This window comes from Clostridium sp. UBA5988, assembly GCF_002435615.1.
GTDB classification, from domain to species: Bacteria; Bacillota; Clostridia; order Clostridiales; family Clostridiaceae; genus Clostridium_J; species Clostridium_J sulfidigenes.
The window spans coordinates 1-17,921 of sequence record NZ_DJBA01000017.1 but is presented as its reverse complement, the minus strand read 5'-3'; the positions used below and the strand labels follow the sequence as shown (position 1 = coordinate 17,921).

Below are 17,921 nucleotides of genomic sequence, written 5' to 3'. Positions count from 1 at the left end.
TAATTTTCTTGTAAAGTGGTGATATATATAATTATACATTAATTATATATATATTATAATTAATGTATATAATTGTTTAAAATTCCATAATGGGAGAAATATACTATGAAAAAAACATTTCTTATTATTTGCACCTTATTACTTTTAACATTTAATTTAAGCGGATGCTTTGGTCCAGGAATGAATGATTATACCTATACACTGGCTAAAGATTATCAACTTAGTCATAGTAGCTCTAATGATATTGTAATATTTAAAAGTGGTGATGTAGGTACGGAAACTGTAGGTATAAAAACTGTAATCCATGCAAAAGTTACCAAAGTTGCTTGGGATGATAATTTTATCTTGGCAGAGCATATTCCTTTAATAGAGGAAACTATGGAGTTAGACAAAACAAAACTTAATTATTGGATTATAGATGTTGACACAGAAGAACTATATGGTCCTTTGACTAAAGAAGAGTTAGAGTTAAAACGTAGTGAATTACAAATAGATTCTAGCTTAGAACTTAAAGATCCTGAAAAATTCAAGCATTTGAGAGAAGAACAAGAAAATAAGTAGATTTAACGATATTATTTTAGTCTTTTAGTTATATTTAATTAAGAAATTGGGGGAGAATATTATGCTATGTGTTAAATGTGAAAACAAGTTTTCCTATAAAGAGATTTTAAAGGCAGCTATATCTTATAAAATATCTTGTAAAACTTGTAAACAGGAATACAAAGTTACAAACTTATCTAGATTAATAATTGCTATACTAGTGGCTTTACCCTTATTTTTCATAAATAACTTAATAAATACCTTTGACTACTATATAATTATATTATATGTATTATACTGTATATCAATTGCGTTAATAAGTCCCTTATTCGTCAAGATTATTAATAGATAATCCGAATTTCAGGTGAACAAAACTAGGCAATAAGGAATATATAGAGGCAGTAGAACTTTAGAATTCTGCTGTTTTTTTATTGTAGGTACATGCTAAATAAAGGAAATATTTTTTTAATATGGTATAGATTTATTGAGCAGTGGAGAGTGAGATGGTACAATAAAGATGTTATGGATTAAATTTTTTGGGGGCGTTTATTGATACATTTCTAAGACTTGGTATTGATATATTGTTAGTTAGTTAAGCTGTTATTTATCTGAAACTTTAATAAAAACTAACTGTTATAAAAGGAAAGTCCATAGCAACATACACAATTTGGAATTGTATGGTGGTGCGGACGAAAGGGAATAGCAAGAGCACTATTAATTAGAAAAGGAAAGAGGCCTAAACTTACCCCATTAATGGGATAGGTTTAGACCTTTCAAGTTTAGGAAGAACCTGATCTACCTAAGTTATTAAGTAGGGTAAAAGTAAATTCTAAATCATTTCAAAGGTAACAGGACGTTTTAAATTACCAAGGAAGATAGGGTGTGTAGAATTCTTAATAATTTTTATAATATATATTTAGAATATGTTAACGTTACGATACTTAGTTTATTTAGATCACTGGAATGTTGCAACTCAGTAGAATTAACTTAATTAGCTAAATATAATAAATCTTATCACCGTTATTTTAATGCTATATAAATATCAATATCTGCATTTTCAAAGTCACTGTTTAGGTATTCCTCAAAGTCACCTGTAAAGCTTCTGTCTAAGTCAATTTTCCAAATCTCGTCCCAAGCTTTTGCTACTGCTGTTTCCATGTGTCCATGTACAGAGAATTTTGCATATTTCCCCCCAGGAATGATTTTTGTTGTAAACTCACTGTTTTCTGATTTTGATACTTCGTTTCCTGCGGTAACAAGATAACTGTTTTCTGTATAATCGGAATAAAGTCCAATTGCATATTCATTTACCTTATTCTTGATGTTTGCATTGATGCCACTTTGATATAAATCAACCCAAAGCTTGCCGATTTTCTCACCCATTTTAGGATCTTCGTTGCTCGTTGTCACGCTTACACCAACAATAATTTTTTCTTTAAGATTTACAATTTCATAGTTCATTTTAACTACCTCCATATATTTGATATATTTATAATAAATCAAATAATATGTCAACAGTATGTCATATTATAAATAATTGTTCATCATTTTTTGTATTTCTTCTTTTATGGAGTTTCTTATGTCCAATGGTTCTAATACCTCGCAATGGCTACCAAAAGAAGCTATATAAGGAAATAGCCATTCACCCATAGGATAAATTGTTTCAGTTATAAAACTGCCGTCAACTTCTTTAGTATAATTATCAAACTCGTCATATACTCGAAAAGCCATATGGGGAGACAGTTTTAATTTCAAAGTGATATATTGCTCATTAAACATGTTATCCTTCTTAAATATAGGCCCAATAACTTTTCGATGAAAATGTTTATCTGTAATCACAATATCCTTTATACGACTTAGTTTGAAAAATCGAAAATCCTGCCTTAAAGTACAATAGGCATATAAATAACGTGCCATACCTTTAAAACAAAGCTTTAAAGGTTCTACATCTCGTGTAGTTCTTTCGCCTTTTCCGCTTGAATAAGTAAAACTCATTATTTTCTTAGATAGGATTGCTGATTTAATATCATTAAAGGATTTAGATTCGTTCTCCGAATTGTACCAGGATGAAAAATCCACTTCAATCCAATCGGAGTTATTCTCTCCAAAGAGGTTGCCTAATTTTTGTAATGCAGAATCTGTTTCATTGAAATTGATTGCACCAACTGCTTGTAGTGAGGATAAAATATCAGACTTTTCTTCCTGGGTTAATACAGCTTTGTTCAGCACAAATTCATCTAAAATAGATATTCCGCCACCTTTGCCTTTGGTCATATAAACAGGAATACCTGCTGATGATAATGTTTCAATATCACGATAAATGGTTCTACTAGAAACTTCAAACTTCTCTGCAAGTTCTCTTGCCGTAACAGTTTTTTTATCAAGAAGTATATATATTATTTCAAACATTCGGTTGATTTGCATATTTTCACCTCTATCATATTATAGCACATGAACATGACATCACTATGTCATATTTATATGCTGTCAAATAAGGAATGGCAGCCACATTATGGCTGCCAGTTATAAGTTTGGGAAATACCCTTAACAGATGAGATGTATTCCGTTGGTGACATTCCAGTTAACTTTTTAAATTGTTTGGAAAAATGTTGCAAAGAATTATAAGAAAGAAAATATGCGATTTCAGTGATATTCATATTCCCGTCACGAATAATTTCCTTTGCACGCTCAATCTTCATATATATGAAATAATCAATTACTCCACAGTTTTTATTTTTGTGGAAGAGTGAATGTAAGGTAGAACGGCTGATAGAAAATTCATTGCAAATATCTGAAATTTTAATTTGCTCACAAATGTGTAGCTGCAAATAATGCAAAATTTGTTCAAATACATAGGATTTATTAGAGCTATCCCAAGACTGTTTTGTAACAGAGGGTAGGTTTTTAACTTTTTCATCGTCACAATGATGCCTCTTTATATGAATTAGAAATTGTTCCAGATATAACAAAATCAATTGTTGTGAGCCAAAAGGTGCACTAGTAGAGAGTTTTACTTGTTCAATGGAAGGGATATGGAGTGGAGTTGAAAATGCAGTGCGCGCTTCTGAAATAATTTGTGCAATTAAAGTTTTTTCTATAGAAGACAGTGTGGTGACTTTACCAGTAAAAAAATCCATTGAAGGGGAATTGCACAAAAATGAAATTGCCACTAAATTAGGCGATTTCCTTCCCATTGCCTTCAAAGCGTGAAATTCATTTGGTCTATGAAAAATCATATCTCCAGCATGGAGCTGATAATGCTCAGAGGCTGCTTGTACCATAACTGTTCCTTTGTCTACATATAGGAATTCCCAAAAATCATGAGACTCACCATGAAAAACAAAATTTTTCAAGTACTCAAAATAGTGAATGGTGATGATTTCAGTGATTTCAAATTCTTTTTTTAATCTAGTACTGATATAAGCCATACAACCAACTCCTTGCTTATGCATTATTATCAATTTATTTTAGCAAATATAACAAAAGAATACAATTTAACAAATAGATATTTTGGATGATATAACAATTATACTGGATAATTGTACAAGCTAAATTTTTAAAAAACCTATACAATATATGTAACAGTATGGAAGTTATAGAAAAGGTCTTCTCTATGCACATAGAAATACCTTTTAAAATATGAATGGATAAAATAGAAGTAAATAGGAGGAAATAAAATGAGTAAAAAATTAAAGGTAGCATTAGCTGGACTTGGTAGTAGAGGAAAAGACACCTATGCATTAACTGCTAAATTATTCCCAGAGAAAATTGAAATTGTAGCAATTGCAGACATTGATCCTGCAAAGGTAGAAGATGTGGCAAGGGAGTATAATATTCCGAAAAGGGCATGCTTCTGCAGTGCAGAAGAACTAATTGCTCAGGATAAGCTGGCAGATGTTATGTTTATTACTACTCAGGATAAGGAACATGTAAGACAAGCAATCCCAGCTCTAAGAAAAGGATATCACCTGTTATTGGAAAAGCCAATTTCACCAGACCTTGATGAGTGTAGAGAAATTGTAAAAGTAGCAAATGAATGTGACAGAAGAGTGGTTGTATGTCATGTGTTGCGTTATACACCATTCTATACAAAATTAAAAGAAGTAATTGACAGCGGTATAATTGGAGAAGTAGTTTCTGTTATGGCAATTGAAAATGTGGGATATTGGCATCAGGCACACAGTTTTGTACGTGGAAACTGGAGAAACTCAAATACTACTAGTCCTATGATATTACAGAAATGTTGTCATGATATGGACTTATTATTATGGCTCACAGGTAAAACTTGTAAGTCTGTGTCTTCCTTTGGAAGCACATATTTATTTAAGAAAGAAAATGCACCGGAAGGAGCAACAAAGCGTTGCATGGATGGATGCAAAGCAAAAGCAAATTGTCCCTTTGATGCAGAAAAGATTTATATAACAAATGAAAAAACAGGTGTGGCAAAGGGGAATACAAAATGGCCTGTTGATGTATTGACCCTTCATCCCACTGTAGAAAGTATTACAGAAGCAATTCAAAGGGGACCTTATGGAAGATGTGTATATTACTGTGATAATAACGTAGTAGATCATCAGGTTGTAAACCTAAATATGACAGATGGTGCCACCATTTCTTTGACAATGTGTGCATTCACTGCTACAGGTTCACGTTATCAGAAGATTATGGGTACAAAAGGAGAAATTGTTGCAGATTTATCTAAAAATACTATTACAGTCACACCATTTGGAAAAGAAAGTGAAGTAATGGATATATCTAAACTATCAACGGATTTTTCTGGTCATGCAGGGGGAGACAATCGTATGGTGGAGGAATTCATTGATATGATTGCAGAGGATGGAGAACCCACTAATGCTATTACATCAGTAGATAAATCCGTAGAAAGTCATTATTGTGCGATGGCAGCAGAACAATCCAGGCTGGCAGATGGAGTGGTGATTGATTTGGATACTCTAAGAAAATAAAATGGAATTTAGTAATTAAGTAATGTATTTAATCTAGATGAATATGAAGAAAGAGTTGAAATATAGGTGGCAATATGAATAAAACAACATTAGTAGTAATGGCAGCTGGTATGGGAAGTCGTTTTGGTAGTCTTAAACAGTTAGAGCCTGTGGGTCCAAATGGGGAAATAATACTTGATTTTTCAATATATGATGCAGTAAAAGCAGGCTTTTCAAAGGTAGTTTTTATTATAAAAAAAGAAATGGAAGAGGATTTTCGGCATATTATCGGAAAAAGAATTGAAAAGATAATAGATGTAGATTATGCTTTTCAAACACTAGACAAAATTCCTCAGGGGTGTTCTATCCATAATAATAGATCGAAGCCATGGGGAACAGGGCATGCTGTGATTTGTGCTAAAAGTGCAGTTACCACTCCCTTTATGGTAATAAACGCAGATGATTACTATGGTAGCCATTCCTACAAAATAGTTGGAGATTATTTATCCCAAAATAAAGGTATGTGCATGGCTGGGTTTAGACTAAAAAATACACTAACCGAAAATGGCACAGTAAGCCGCGGATTATGTGAAATAGAAAAAGGGTATTTAAAAAGTGTGGTGGAGCATACAGCTATTGATAAAAATAGTGGAATACCTCTTAATTCTATGGTATCTATGAACATGTGGGGATTTGACACTGACATATTTCATGTGCTTGAACAGGACTTTACTGTATTTTTAAATGATTTAAAAAATCCATTAAAGGATGAATTTTATCTTCCTTCAGTAGTTGATAATATGATTAGAACACAAAGTGGAAAGGTGAAAGTCCTTGAGACATTAGATAAGTGGTATGGAGTTACATACAAAGAAGACTTACCTACAGTTAAAAATGCTATAAACAAAATGATTAGAGAGGGATTATACCATGGAATATAAACTGCATCAGGTTTTAGAACAGTTTAATATTAATACTGAAATGAGCTCTTATGGTAACGGATATATAAATGATACATATATTACAAAACCATATATATTGCAAAGAATCAATAGTAATGTGTTTAAAAATCCTGAGGATTTAATGGAGAATATTTCAGCTATAACAGAGCATCTGAGAAAGAAAATCCTTCTTAGTGGAGGAAATCCTGACAGGGAAACACTAACAATAATAAAAACTAAGGATGGTGAAAAATACTATAAAACCAATGAAAATGATTATTTCAGGGTATATAAATTTATAGATAATGCAGTGACCTACGATGAGGTTCAAGATCCTATGCAATTTTATTATGGCGCCAAGGCCTTCGGTAAGTTTCAAAATATGTTGTCTGATTTTCCTGTTGATAAATTATATGAAACAATACCTAATTTTCATAATACAGCCACCAGGTTTGAGGATCTGTTAAAAGCAATTGAAGATAATAAATGTGGCAGATTAGAAGAAGTTGGAAAAGAAATTGAATTTATAAAAAAACGCAGAAGAGATGTGAGCATTATAGTAGATGCAATGAAAGATGGAAGCATTCCTCTAAGGGTAACCCATAATGACACTAAGCTGAATAATGTTATGATAGATATAAAAACAGGTGAAGGAGTATGTGTAATTGATTTAGATACAGTAATGCCAGGATCACTTCTCTATGACTACGGTGATGCACTGAGATATGGAGCTTCTAGCGGAAGGGAAGATGAAACAGATTTATCAAAAATATGGTTTGATATGAATCTGTTTAAGTATTTTACAAAGGGATATTTTCATGAAGTATTACCTATACTTGTGCCAAAAGAGATTGAACTTATGGCATTTTCTGTGAAACTTATGACCTTTGAATGTGGTATAAGATTTTTAACGGATTATTTAAATGGAGATACCTATTTTAAAATTCACAAGGAGAAACACAATCTTCATAGAGCAAGAACACAGTTTAAGCTAGTTAGTGATATTGAAGGAAAAATGGATATTATGAATAAAATAATAAGGGAACTTATAGAGGGTAATCAGAATGGATCAATCTTCTGAGCTTATAAGGGAGCTCTATACAAAGGTTTCTGTTGTATGGCTTGAACATGGCTACTTTAGCCACCATACATTTGTACCTCTAGGAAATCATGTGTACTATGAAGCCTTCCAAAGATTAAGCTTTTTTATTGATCATGTACATGGAATAATGAATATGGAGGATTACAAGGCTTTTGAAAATTTATCTGATGCAGAGATTAGATTTGCTAACAAAAATGATAGTGAAAAGATGGGTAATATGTCCAGTATAATCTTATCATGCCTCAATTCAGCACCTACTTTTTTACCTGTAAAACCTGAACTTGTAATGAATATAAATGCTGGGTATAAAAGTTTAGTAGAGGATAATGATTCAACGATTCTTATTGCAGAAAAGGATATGAAGGAATTAGGATTTCAAGTATATGAGCCTATTACTCCAGATTTGATGGCACCTGATAATGGGGTAGAGCTACATATTGCGGGCACTCACCATTCCCAGAGAGGAAGAGGTGTTGGTAAAAAGTTAATGAATGAAGGCTATAGGATTATGAAGGAAAAGGGATATAATAGCATAATAACAGATTGGAAAATAACCAACCTTTGTGGTTCAAATTTTTGGCCTAAGTGTGGATTTAAGCCAATAGCTTACAGAATGGTTAGAAATATTGACAATAATATAGCATGGGCAAACTTTAACAACCCAAGTATTAAGCCGTTGTAATAATTTTTATGAAGTCTTAAATTGATATTTATATGCTGTGTGTCACATTACATAGATTATTAATATTATAGAGTAAGATGAAAATCCATAGATTTTGATTGTTATAATAAATTCAATTCAAATAATATGGATAGGAGGGATATTATGACAGAGTATAGAAAATTCTCAGATATGATTGTAAAGTCAACAATAATTATGTTTGGGCTTATGTATTTGAATACTTACAAGAAAGATCATGTATACTTTAGTGAGAACCGAGTGTATATGGCCCTTATAATGGGATCAGCCATGGCTATTATCATGCTTTCCAACATGCAGAATATGTACACTAATAGAAGAGTTAATTCTAGGATTTTCTTGTTTAGTTCTCTTGTATTTGTACTTGCTCTTTGGCTATTACGCAGCCAAGAGCTCATAGATGATGTTTCTTGGATGAAATCGATGATACCGCATCATTCAATTGCTATTCTTACCAGTGAGCGTGCTAATTTAAAAGACCCACGTACTCAAGATCTTGCAAATAGGATTATAGAGTCTCAACGTCAAGAAATTGAAGAGATGAAACTATTGATTAGAGATATTGAAAATAAGAGATGTCAAGTTGCAAGGTGTACAGAACCTCATGGGATATAGGACAGTTCTCAATTTTTTTAATATATAATATTATATGTGTTTTATGTTCCCTCAGGCTAAGTTTGAGGGAATTTTTCATGGATTTTTATTTCTAATTTATTGACATAGGTTCAGTCAAATGGTGCACTGAATTTAAGTGTTGATGCTGTAATCATTGAATGTGTAAACAATATCATGAGAAAAATGTAAAATATTTAATATTATTGTTCAGTTTGGAAATAAAGTATATAATTTAAAGTATGAATTTAGAGGTTAATATTTTAAGAGAGGAAGAGATTTAGTAATTATGAATACAAATATGTCATATATTAAAAAAGGTATAATAGTGCCCTAGAGAAATTTATCGAAAAGGTAAGAAGGGACAGTAACATTATTGCTGCCTTTTCCTATGGAAGTATTACAAATGATAATTTATGGGAAAAGTCTGATATAGATATATGGTTAATATCAAAGGAAAACAGCAAGAAGGTATATGAGCAGTATTCACTTGTAGAAGATGATATAGACTTCCAAGTGGAACTATATAGCAGAAATTATTTTATTGAATTGGTAGATAGTCCCCAAAATCAAAATTTTTTTAGAACAGTTTTAAATGAAAGTAGTTTATTATTTTCAACTGATGAAACAATAGAAAAGCTTTTTAATGGAGATAAATTCTTAGGCGATAGAGACAAAGAGGAGAATTTATTAAAGTCGGCCATCTATGGAATTATATGTGTAAAAAAAGCAGAAAAGCTATTACTGGTTGAAGAAGAGCTTGTTGATGGATTCAGTTTAATTCAAAAACTAGTATGCCATATAGCCTGTATAGAAATAGCATTAAATAATGAGTTTAGGGGCAGAGAAGTAATAAGTCAAGGATTAAAGCTCAATCCTGATTTTTTTAATTGCACCTATATGACTTTGATTAAAAATGAAGTAACTATTTTAAGTTTAGTTAAAATATTAGAATTGTGTAAAGAGTATATAGAAGAGAGAAAAGATGTTCTTTTTCATCCTATTGTCAGATGGATGAAAGAAGAAGGTGAAATAAGAGGCGTATCAATGATTAATGAATACTTGAAAAAGAAATATAATATTAGTAATGATGGCAATGAACTTACGGATACTTATAATTGGCTTGCAGAAAGAGATGTACTAATTAAGGTTAGTGAATCAATAAAACTTATGGATAAAAGCAAGGTTACCTTTGAAGAAGCGGCATATTATTATAATTTTGGTAGTGATATATAACTTAGAAGCTATGTAGAAAGTAAAGGAGAATACAATTGATTAGAAAAAGTATAAGTATAAAAGGAGCTAGAGAGAACAACCTAAAGAATGTTGATTTAGAGATACCTAGAGATGCTCTCACTGTAATTACTGGGGTAAGCGGTTCAGGAAAATCTTCTATTGCCTATAACGTATTGTATGCAGAAGGGCAAAGAAGATTTTTACAGTCTCTATCATCATCCTCTAGATCTAATATAATGAATATGGAAAAACCTGATGTAGATATGGTCATTGGTTTATCTCCAGTAATATCAATTCCACAGAAGAGAGGTATTAAGAATCCACGTTCATCAGTTGCAACTATGGCTGACTTGTCAAACCATATTAGATTATTATATTCAGTATTAGGAACGCCTCATTGTCCTATATGCCATAAGGAAATTCAGTGTTTGTCAACTAGTCAAATAGCTGAGCATATATTGAGTCTCCCAGAAGGTACTAGAATTGGAGTACAAGCCCCTGTTAATAAAATGTTTCATAAAAGCTATGATTATCTATTAACTGAACTTAGAAGTAGAGGCTATAGAAGATTTGTGATCAACAATGAAGTGTTTGATATTAAAAATAATATAAACTTAGAGGAGACTGGAACTTATAAAATTGAAGTAATAGTAGATGAGGTTTCAGTATATAAAAAGAATTATGAACAAATAGTTAGCGCAATAGAAAGAGGACTGGAAGTAGGGCAGAATTTTATAAGATTACAGATCCTAAACAAGGAGCTTTCAGAAGAGGAAGTAAGAAAGTTTACTAAGGGATTTATTAACTGTGAACATAATATTATTACAGGAAAATTCCTCCCTAAATATTTTTCACCAAATGATGTCAGCGGAGCATGTCCTACATGTCAGGGACTTGGAACCTATAAAATGACAGAACCCTATCTTTTGATTAAGGATGAAAAGAAGAGCATGAGAATGGACCCCTTTTATGTATCTCAATTCAGTTTGAGTGATAAAAATGGTGCAGCAAGATTGCACAGCCTTGCAACACATTATAATTTTAGTATCGATACTCCTTTTAATGAGCTCCCAGAGAAAATAAAAGATATTTTTTTCTATGGAACTAAAGGTGAACGTTATGAGCTGCTGAAGCCAACAGGAGAGCGAGAAATAGAAGAAAGACGAAGATACGTAAGTTATGAAGGGCTAGTGAACTATATAACACGGCTTTATAAAGATAATTTAGATAAAGGCACAAAGAACAGAGATAATGAAAAACTCTTTGCCAGTCACATTTGTCCAGACTGTAAGGGTAAAAAGCTAAAAAAAGAAAGATTATTAGTTAAGATAAATGGAATAGACATAAATGAGTTTGGAAAAATGCAGATACAAAAATTAAAGAAATTTATATCATCCCTAGAAGTGGTAGAGTCTAAAAGGGAAGTTGCACGGCAGATTATTAATGAAATGATACTAAAACTGGAGCTTATGGAAGAAATAGGACTTGAATATTTGAGCTTGGGGAGAAGTTCGGATACTCTTTCTGGAGGAGAAACTCAAAGAATACGTTTATCTTCACAAATCGGATCAAATCTAATGGGGATGATGTATATATTAGATGAACCAAGTATAGGACTACATGAGAAGGATACATTTAAAATAATTAATACATTAAAAAAGCTAAGAGACATGGGTAATACTGTAGTTGTAGTTGAACACGATATGGAGACTATTGGGAACGCAGATTATATAGTGGAATTAGGACCAGGTGCAGGAGCAAATGGCGGCGAGATAATTGCAAGTGGAAGTATTAAGGAGATTATTAATACAGAAAGATCTATAACAGGACAATATTTAACTGGAAAGAAGAAAATTGTTATTCCTAAAGGAAGACGTTTAGGGATAGGAAAACATATAAGAATACATGGTGCAAGAGAAAATAATCTTAAGAACCTTAACCTAAGCATACCCTTAGGAACCTTTATTTGTATTACAGGTGTATCAGGGTCTGGAAAAAGCAGTTTGGTAAATGAGATATTATACAAGAGCATATACTCAAAGCTTCATGATTCTAGAGTAAAGCCAGGGCTCAATGATGGAGTTGAAGGCATTGAGAATATTAGTGATGTTAGATATATTGATCAATCACCAATTGGAAGAAGTTCACGTTCAAATCCAGCGACCTATATTAATATTTATGACAAAATAAGAGAAATATTTGCAGGAACAGAAGAAGCAAAAGCTAGAGGGTATGACATTTCAAGTTTCAGTTTCAATAATAAGGGTGGAAGATGTGAGACTTGTATGGGAGAAGGAAATATTGTAACTGAGTTGCAATTTATGCAAGATATCATAACCATATGCCCAGTATGCAAGGGTAAAAGGTATAGAAGTGAGATATTAGAGATCAAATATAAAGGAAAAAACATAGCTGATATTCTTGAACTAACAATTGAAGAAGGAGTGGAATTTTTCAAGGATTTAAACCTAATACATTCTAAATTAAATGTATTAAACAAGCTAGGATTAGGATACCTAAAATTAGGACAATCCTCATCTACATTGCCTGGGGGAGAAGCTCAAAGGTTAAAGCTTGGAAGAGAACTGGGAAAAATTAAAAAAGAGAAGGACAATTTATATATCCTAGATGAGCCAACTACAGGACTTCATATTAAAGATATTGAGAAATTGCTCCTATCTCTTAATGAACTTGTTGATTTAGGAAATACTGTGCTGGTTATTGAACATAATTTGGATTTGATAAAAACCGCAGACTATATAATAGATATGGGCCCTGACGCGGGAGAAAATGGTGGTCAGATTGTAGCAGAGGGAAGGCCTGAAGATATTATAATGTGTGATGAATCCTATACAGGAAAATATCTGAGAAAATATATGGAATGAAATATTACCTGTAATATTAAAAGATGAAAAAGAGATAGCAAAAACTAAATTTGGATATCTATTAAGTTTTTTAGGTGGGAGTAATTTAAAACTGATAAAGAAATAGTGATAGTCTGAGCAATTAAAACAAATAAGTGATGGAATTGTAGCTAGTAAAAATAAGATAAGTTTTACTAGCTACTTTTGCATAAAAATATAGATGGTTGAATTTTATACATTTTTAGTTATGCAGTTATTAGAATAACATTAATTTGGTTCACAAGATCTTAAAACGGGTACTTCAATTTGAACAAGCTTTTGAGATTTAACAGTAGCAGTTACCTTTATAGTACAGTATAAATTTTTATTATGACATCCAATTGAGTAGTTACTTGGTTGCATGCATGAACAAGTTACATTATTAATAGAGCAACATACATCAGCACCTTCAGGTTTTATAAGATTAACATTTTTATAGAAGCATACTACTTTTTTAAATAAATAACAATTTGGATAGTTATTTGTAAAATTAATAATTACTTTTATTTGTAATTTTACATTTACTAAATTAGTTTGTTTGTTTATTATAGTTATATTTAATATATTACATCTACTTTCTCCAACATCACATTGAATGTGTTCAGTATTATATAATGGTGGAAGTTTAAAGGTCTCTTTAATTTCTTCTTCAAACTTGCTTGAGTCAAATATTCTTGTTGTTTCAATGCACATTCTATTTAAAGGGGTTGGGCATGGAAAATCAACATTTGCTATCGCTATACCAAGTGGTAAAGGAATATTAGGGATGGTATTTACCACTGTATTTGTATTTATATCAATTATAGAAATATCATTAGTACAGGAGTTTGTAACATAGGCAAAGCTACCATCGGGTGTTAGTGCAATAAATTTTGTTATATCACTTGGAGATAAAATTGGAATGGTATTTATTACTGTATTTGTACTTGTATCTATAACTGAAATTTTATTATTGTCATTTGCAACATAAGCAAAAATAGACATGTTTATCTACTCCTATATTTTTTTTATTATTATAATATGAGGGAGTTTAGCAATAAGTTAATGATATTGGGTATAAAAGAAATGAAATTAAGTAACTTAGATAGAGTGTTAAAGGAATCTAAATAGAGAATAAAGTATTAATTTTTATAGAAGTTTTATATAATATAATTAAGAAACGTAGATAATAAAAAAATCACTCTTATATTGCAAAATAGATAGAAGTATATTGACTTTTGAGGAATTGAATAAATTTGAAAATGGTGTATTATCTGCCACAACTGGTTTCGGAAAGACAGTTATTGGAGCTAGAATTATTGATGAGAAAAAGACATCAACATTAATACGTGTACACACCAAAGCATTAGCTGCACAATGGAAAGAACGTCTTGAGCAATTCTTAGAAATACATGAAGAGATTGAAGGTAATAAAAATTAATAGTGATAAGGAGAAAGATATTCTGAATGATTAAGGTGAAGAAGATTAAGAAAGCAAAGAATAGTAAAGTTGAAAAGTTTACTGAAGAACAATATGAAGAGTACTTGTCAGGAGTATATGGGATGGAATATATTGCAGGATTTACTGAAGGTGGTGTACCTTACGGAGTATTTGAAAAAGATTTATATGAACATGATGGAAATAATTTTAATGATTTAAAAGAATTTGATGATGAATTGCCATTCTAGATAAAAAAATCAAATATTAAAGAAAGCAGTTAGGTAAGCATTTTATAAAAATAATAGATATTATAAGAAGGATTTAATAATAATGAATTATAATGAGTTTATCAAAGAGATGGATGAAAAACTAGCTACTATGACTGAGAGCGAGAAGGAAAAGTGGATTCATAAATTAGGACGTACAATTCAAGAAGATGAAAGATGTAAATTTTTAAATTCTCTAAATGGTGAAAATAACTGTGGTGAGATTATAAATGATATAAAACAAATACAATGTTGGTGTGAAAAAATACAAAATGGACATATTTATTTTGAATGTAGTTATTGTGAAGTATTTGGTAAAAATTATTGGAGAGATTATTCCTATGAGTATTATGATACTTATGAAATAGGAAAAAAGCTAACTTCTGCATTTCAAGTAGCTGAAGAACTATTATATCAAAAGGAATATAAAAAAGCTTTAGATTTATACGATTTGCTTATAGATATGGTATTTCAAGCATATGATAGTGACTCAGAAGAGACAATGGAATTAGGTATTGAAGAATTAGTTGATGAAAACTTGGTTTCTTTAAATTTGAAGAAAATAGTTCTTAACTTACTATATGCAGAATATCAAACTTCTAATGGAATAGAAAGGGTGGAGGCAATTTATAGTTATATCAAATTGAATATTTCAAAAGATATAAAGCTAGAAGAGTTTTTTACTATAGGCCCAGAAGAATTAGTAGGAATAGCATTATTTTTAGAAGAATGGATTGCTTTTTTGAAGTGTAAGCATGGAGACTGAGACTTAGCAGGAAACTTGCTTTTTGAGGCTTGTATGCTTCAAGGGGGCATGGAAATGTTGTGTGATACAGCTAGAGAAATGGTACAAAAGCACCCTATTTTGTATTTAAGAGCATGTGAATACTTAATTGATGAAAGTAAATATACTGAATGTGAAAAAATAGGATTAGAAGCAATTAGTTTATTGAATGAAGAGTTAATTATTAGAGGAAAGGTGGCAGATTTAACTGCAAAGGCTGCAAAAGAATTAGACCATACAGAAATTGTTTGGAAATGTTATAAAGCAGCTTTTCAATCGGAATCAACACTAACTCACTATTTAACACTTTTTGAAGCTGAAACTTATGAGAATATAACAGATATTAACACTATGAAACTAAGAATATTACCTAAAAAATCATATGTGTATTTTGATAATATTAACAATCAAATGAAAATCAATTATATTTCACTGGAATATAAAAAAATACTTTGTTTCTTTAATGGAGAATTTGAGTATATTTATGAAGAATGTAAGAAAGATAAAATTTATTTAGGTTGGAATAATAATATTAAGGGTATATTTGTACCATTATTTATTCTATATTTAGATAAAAGTCATAACCTTTCTAAAGCAGGTGAAAAGTTAATAGAAGGCTTAAAATATAGGCTAAATTATTCAAATGATGATAAAAGTTTCTTTGAACGTTTTTTAATATGGAAGGACAAAATTAAAATTACAAGTGAACAATATGAAAAGTATGTAACTTGGTTACACTCAGAGGTTGATAAAAGAACTGATGCAGTTGTAGGTGGAGGATTTAGAGGAAGTTATTACAAAGCAGCAACACTCATATCTGCACTAGGTGAAACAATGGAGTCAAATGGCAATTGTGGAGCTAAAATGGATTTAATAGAGTGTTATAAAAAAATTCATTCCAGAAAGAGAGCATTTAAAGGAGAGCTGGAAGTTTTTAAATAGGGCGAAATCATCTGTGTTCTTCTGGAAGTGATAAGAAGCACAAAAAATGTAGTATAAATATAGTAGAGGAGAAGATATTGTGATAGAACCATCAGAAATAAAAGAAGAATTTGAAAAAGTGGAAAGAGAAAATTATAAATTCCGTACATATTTAAAAAATCATGCAGATTTAGATGAATTAGATGAACAATTTTTGGAGTTACATAATGAATTATTCAAAGTATATGATTGTAGTAAATGTAGAAATTGCTGCAAGGAGTATTCAATAACATTTGAAAAAAATGAAATAGAGAAAGCTTCTAAGTTGCTTAAAATAGCAAAGAAAGAATTTATGGATAAGTATATAGAGGAGACTAACAATGGATATGCTCTAAAAGGTAAGCCATGTTGCTTTCTAACTGAAAATGGTGTTTGTGATATTGAAACGTGCAAACCAGAAGGATGTAGAGAGTACACATTTACAAATAAGCCAGAAAGATTATTCAGTTTACTTAATATAGTTTATTTTGCTAGTGTATGCCCTGTAGTTTTTGAAATGCTGGAAAGATTGAAGAAAATTTATGGATTTAAGAGAAGGGGAAGGTAGCGAGAAGAAAATAGAAAAAGAAATTATGAGTGCGTTTGGTTATTCAACAATTAACAAAGGAGATATTGAAGCTAGATAAATTACCATATTATACAACGTGGAGTGCGAACCTTGCTTCAAAAGGACAATATTTTACTTATCAAAAATGATATTAAAACAGTTGGTTAAAGGAGATAATTATAATCAACTTAATAAAACTATAACTATAAATATCTTAGACTTTGATTATATTAATGATGAGAAGTTTCATAGTAGTTATCATCTATATGAAGATATGACAAAGAAATTACTAAGTGATATTGTTGAAATACATTTTATAGAACTTAAGAAGTTTGAAAAATCAAAGAAAGACTATAATAATAAGTTGCATAGATGGTTAAGCTTTTTAATAAATCCAGAGGGAAAGGAGATAGATATAATGAAAAAGGAAGATGCTGAAATCAAGGAAGCAATGGATGTTCTATACAACATCAGTGGAGATAAAGAGTTAATACAACTAGCTGAGATGAGAGATAAAGCTATAAGGGATGAGAAAAGTAGACTTCAAGGTGCTAGAGATGAAGGAAGAGAAGAAGGCAGGGCAGAAGGTAGGCAAGAAGGTAGGGCAGAAGGTAGGGAAGAAGCAAAAAGCGCTTTAGCTAAAAGTACTATAAAACTTTTAAGGAAAAAGTTTAAGGATATTCCAGAGAATATAATAGAGTCAATACTTAATTTATCTTTAGAAAAGATAGAAAAAATTAATGGAGATTTGTTTGATATAGAGTCCATTGAGGAGTTAAAGAAGTATATTTAATTAAAGACATATATTCTATAAAATTAGTTAGTATTAAGCCAATGATATTAAAAGTGTCATTGGCTTGTGTTATAATTACGTTATTAAGCTATTGGAAAATTATATATATATATAAACAAGAATTTGGAGGTTAAGGTTGAAACTAGGCTTGAA

19 protein-coding genes are annotated in these 17,921 nt (G+C 30.9%); 15 read left to right on the top strand and 4 right to left on the bottom strand.

Annotated features, from left to right (window positions below):
• Positions 1-105 precede the first annotated feature (105 nt).
• Together B3J31_RS03145 and B3J31_RS03140 are read left to right on the top strand one after the other, a co-directional pair.
• Positions 106-561, top strand: a complete 456-nt coding sequence (locus B3J31_RS03145; RefSeq protein WP_346867513.1) for a DUF3997 domain-containing protein — start codon at positions 106-108, stop codon at positions 559-561.
• A gap of 61 nt (positions 562-622) precedes the next feature.
• On the top strand, positions 623-892 hold the full coding sequence (locus tag B3J31_RS03140; protein ID WP_346867514.1) for a TIGR04104 family putative zinc finger protein: 270 nt from the start codon (positions 623-625) through the stop codon (positions 890-892).
• A 668-nt stretch (positions 893-1,560) separates the two neighbouring features.
• On the opposite strand, the gene B3J31_RS03135 is transcribed toward B3J31_RS03140, so the two are convergent.
• The 3 genes from B3J31_RS03135 to B3J31_RS03125 form a co-directional block, all read right to left on the bottom strand.
• Positions 1,561-2,001, bottom strand: coding sequence for an effector binding domain-containing protein (locus tag B3J31_RS03135; RefSeq protein WP_150843720.1), 441 nt, complete (start codon positions 1,999-2,001; stop codon positions 1,561-1,563).
• 66 nt (positions 2,002-2,067) lie between these two features.
• Positions 2,068-2,964, bottom strand: coding sequence for a YafY family protein (locus B3J31_RS03130; RefSeq protein WP_346867515.1), 897 nt, complete (start codon positions 2,962-2,964; stop codon positions 2,068-2,070).
• 86 nt (positions 2,965-3,050) lie between these two features.
• Positions 3,051-3,968, bottom strand: coding sequence for an AraC family transcriptional regulator (locus B3J31_RS03125; protein WP_150843722.1), 918 nt, complete (start codon positions 3,966-3,968; stop codon positions 3,051-3,053).
• Positions 3,969-4,217: 249 nt separating this feature from the next.
• Here B3J31_RS03125 and B3J31_RS03120 point away from each other — a divergent pair, with 249 nt between their 5' ends.
• The 7 genes from B3J31_RS03120 to uvrA all read left to right on the top strand — a co-directional run bounded on the left by B3J31_RS03120 (position 4,218) and on the right by uvrA (position 12,959).
• Positions 4,218-5,504 (top strand): Gfo/Idh/MocA family oxidoreductase, encoded by a 1,287-nt coding sequence (locus tag B3J31_RS03120; protein WP_346867516.1) that lies wholly within the window; start codon positions 4,218-4,220, stop codon positions 5,502-5,504.
• A 74-nt stretch (positions 5,505-5,578) separates the two neighbouring features.
• On the top strand, positions 5,579-6,424 hold the full coding sequence (locus tag B3J31_RS03115; RefSeq protein WP_346867517.1) for a nucleotidyltransferase family protein: 846 nt from the start codon (positions 5,579-5,581) through the stop codon (positions 6,422-6,424).
• Positions 6,414-7,505 (top strand): aminoglycoside phosphotransferase family protein, encoded by a 1,092-nt coding sequence (locus tag B3J31_RS03110; RefSeq protein ID WP_346867518.1) that lies wholly within the window; start codon positions 6,414-6,416, stop codon positions 7,503-7,505. The genes B3J31_RS03115 and B3J31_RS03110 overlap by 11 nt, the downstream gene beginning before the upstream one ends.
• A complete protein-coding gene (locus B3J31_RS03105) occupies positions 7,489-8,208 on the top strand; it encodes a GNAT family N-acetyltransferase (RefSeq protein WP_346867519.1) in 720 nt (239 codons plus the stop codon). The genes B3J31_RS03110 and B3J31_RS03105 overlap by 17 nt, the downstream gene beginning before the upstream one ends.
• A 126-nt stretch (positions 8,209-8,334) precedes the next feature.
• Complete coding sequence (locus B3J31_RS03100; protein WP_346873596.1) at positions 8,335-8,841, top strand: DUF305 domain-containing protein; 507 nt, start codon at positions 8,335-8,337, stop codon at positions 8,839-8,841.
• 342 nt (positions 8,842-9,183) lie between these two features.
• Entirely contained in the window at positions 9,184-10,074 is an 891-nt protein-coding gene (locus tag B3J31_RS03095) for a hypothetical protein (protein WP_346867536.1), read from the top strand.
• Positions 10,075-10,109: 35 nt separating this feature from the next.
• Entirely contained in the window at positions 10,110-12,959 is a 2,850-nt protein-coding gene (uvrA, locus tag B3J31_RS03090) for an excinuclease ABC subunit UvrA (RefSeq protein WP_346867520.1), read from the top strand.
• Between the two features lie 246 nt (positions 12,960-13,205).
• Here the strand turns inward: uvrA and B3J31_RS03085 are convergent, their stop codons facing one another.
• Entirely contained in the window at positions 13,206-13,961 is a 756-nt protein-coding gene (locus B3J31_RS03085; RefSeq protein ID WP_346867521.1) for a YncE family protein, read from the bottom strand.
• A gap of 241 nt (positions 13,962-14,202) precedes the next feature.
• Between B3J31_RS03085 and B3J31_RS03080 the strand changes: the two genes are divergently transcribed.
• The 6 genes from B3J31_RS03080 to B3J31_RS03055 all read left to right on the top strand — a co-directional run bounded on the left by B3J31_RS03080 (position 14,203) and on the right by B3J31_RS03055 (position 17,768).
• Positions 14,203-14,397, top strand: coding sequence for a DEAD/DEAH box helicase family protein (locus B3J31_RS03080; RefSeq protein ID WP_346867522.1), 195 nt, complete (start codon positions 14,203-14,205; stop codon positions 14,395-14,397).
• A gap of 26 nt (positions 14,398-14,423) precedes the next feature.
• Positions 14,424-14,645 carry a hypothetical protein gene (locus B3J31_RS03075; protein ID WP_150843730.1) on the top strand — a complete coding sequence of 74 codons (222 nt, stop codon included), beginning with the start codon at positions 14,424-14,426 and terminating at the stop codon, positions 14,643-14,645.
• An 82-nt stretch (positions 14,646-14,727) separates the two neighbouring features.
• Entirely contained in the window at positions 14,728-15,429 is a 702-nt protein-coding gene (locus tag B3J31_RS03070) for a hypothetical protein (protein ID WP_346867523.1), read from the top strand.
• A 54-nt stretch (positions 15,430-15,483) separates the two neighbouring features.
• A complete protein-coding gene (locus B3J31_RS03065; RefSeq protein ID WP_346867524.1) occupies positions 15,484-16,389 on the top strand; it encodes a hypothetical protein in 906 nt (301 codons plus the stop codon).
• A 79-nt stretch (positions 16,390-16,468) separates the two neighbouring features.
• A complete protein-coding gene (locus tag B3J31_RS03060) occupies positions 16,469-16,975 on the top strand; it encodes a YkgJ family cysteine cluster protein (protein ID WP_346867525.1) in 507 nt (168 codons plus the stop codon).
• A gap of 97 nt (positions 16,976-17,072) precedes the next feature.
• Complete coding sequence (locus tag B3J31_RS03055) at positions 17,073-17,768, top strand: Rpn family recombination-promoting nuclease/putative transposase (RefSeq protein WP_346873595.1); 696 nt, start codon at positions 17,073-17,075, stop codon at positions 17,766-17,768.
• The last annotated feature ends 153 nt before the right edge of the window (positions 17,769-17,921 follow it).

Coding starts and splice junctions, on each gene's coding strand:
- B3J31_RS03145 (WP_346867513.1), top strand. CDS start 106: ATGAAAAAAACATTTCTTATTATTTGCACCTTATTACTTTTAACATTT.
- B3J31_RS03140 (WP_346867514.1), top strand. CDS start 623: ATGCTATGTGTTAAATGTGAAAACAAGTTTTCCTATAAAGAGATTTTA.
- B3J31_RS03135 (WP_150843720.1), bottom strand. CDS start 2,001: ATGAACTATGAAATTGTAAATCTTAAAGAAAAAATTATTGTTGGTGTA.
- B3J31_RS03130 (WP_346867515.1), bottom strand. CDS start 2,964: ATGCAAATCAACCGAATGTTTGAAATAATATATATACTTCTTGATAAA.
- B3J31_RS03125 (WP_150843722.1), bottom strand. CDS start 3,968: ATGGCTTATATCAGTACTAGATTAAAAAAAGAATTTGAAATCACTGAA.
- B3J31_RS03120 (WP_346867516.1), top strand. CDS start 4,218: ATGAGTAAAAAATTAAAGGTAGCATTAGCTGGACTTGGTAGTAGAGGA.
- B3J31_RS03115 (WP_346867517.1), top strand. CDS start 5,579: ATGAATAAAACAACATTAGTAGTAATGGCAGCTGGTATGGGAAGTCGT.
- B3J31_RS03110 (WP_346867518.1), top strand. CDS start 6,414: ATGGAATATAAACTGCATCAGGTTTTAGAACAGTTTAATATTAATACT.
- B3J31_RS03105 (WP_346867519.1), top strand. CDS start 7,489: ATGGATCAATCTTCTGAGCTTATAAGGGAGCTCTATACAAAGGTTTCT.
- B3J31_RS03100 (WP_346873596.1), top strand. CDS start 8,335: ATGGATAGGAGGGATATTATGACAGAGTATAGAAAATTCTCAGATATG.
- B3J31_RS03085 (WP_346867521.1), bottom strand. CDS start 13,961: ATGTCTATTTTTGCTTATGTTGCAAATGACAATAATAAAATTTCAGTT.
- B3J31_RS03075 (WP_150843730.1), top strand. CDS start 14,424: ATGATTAAGGTGAAGAAGATTAAGAAAGCAAAGAATAGTAAAGTTGAA.
- B3J31_RS03070 (WP_346867523.1), top strand. CDS start 14,728: ATGAATTATAATGAGTTTATCAAAGAGATGGATGAAAAACTAGCTACT.
- B3J31_RS03065 (WP_346867524.1), top strand. CDS start 15,484: ATGTTGTGTGATACAGCTAGAGAAATGGTACAAAAGCACCCTATTTTG.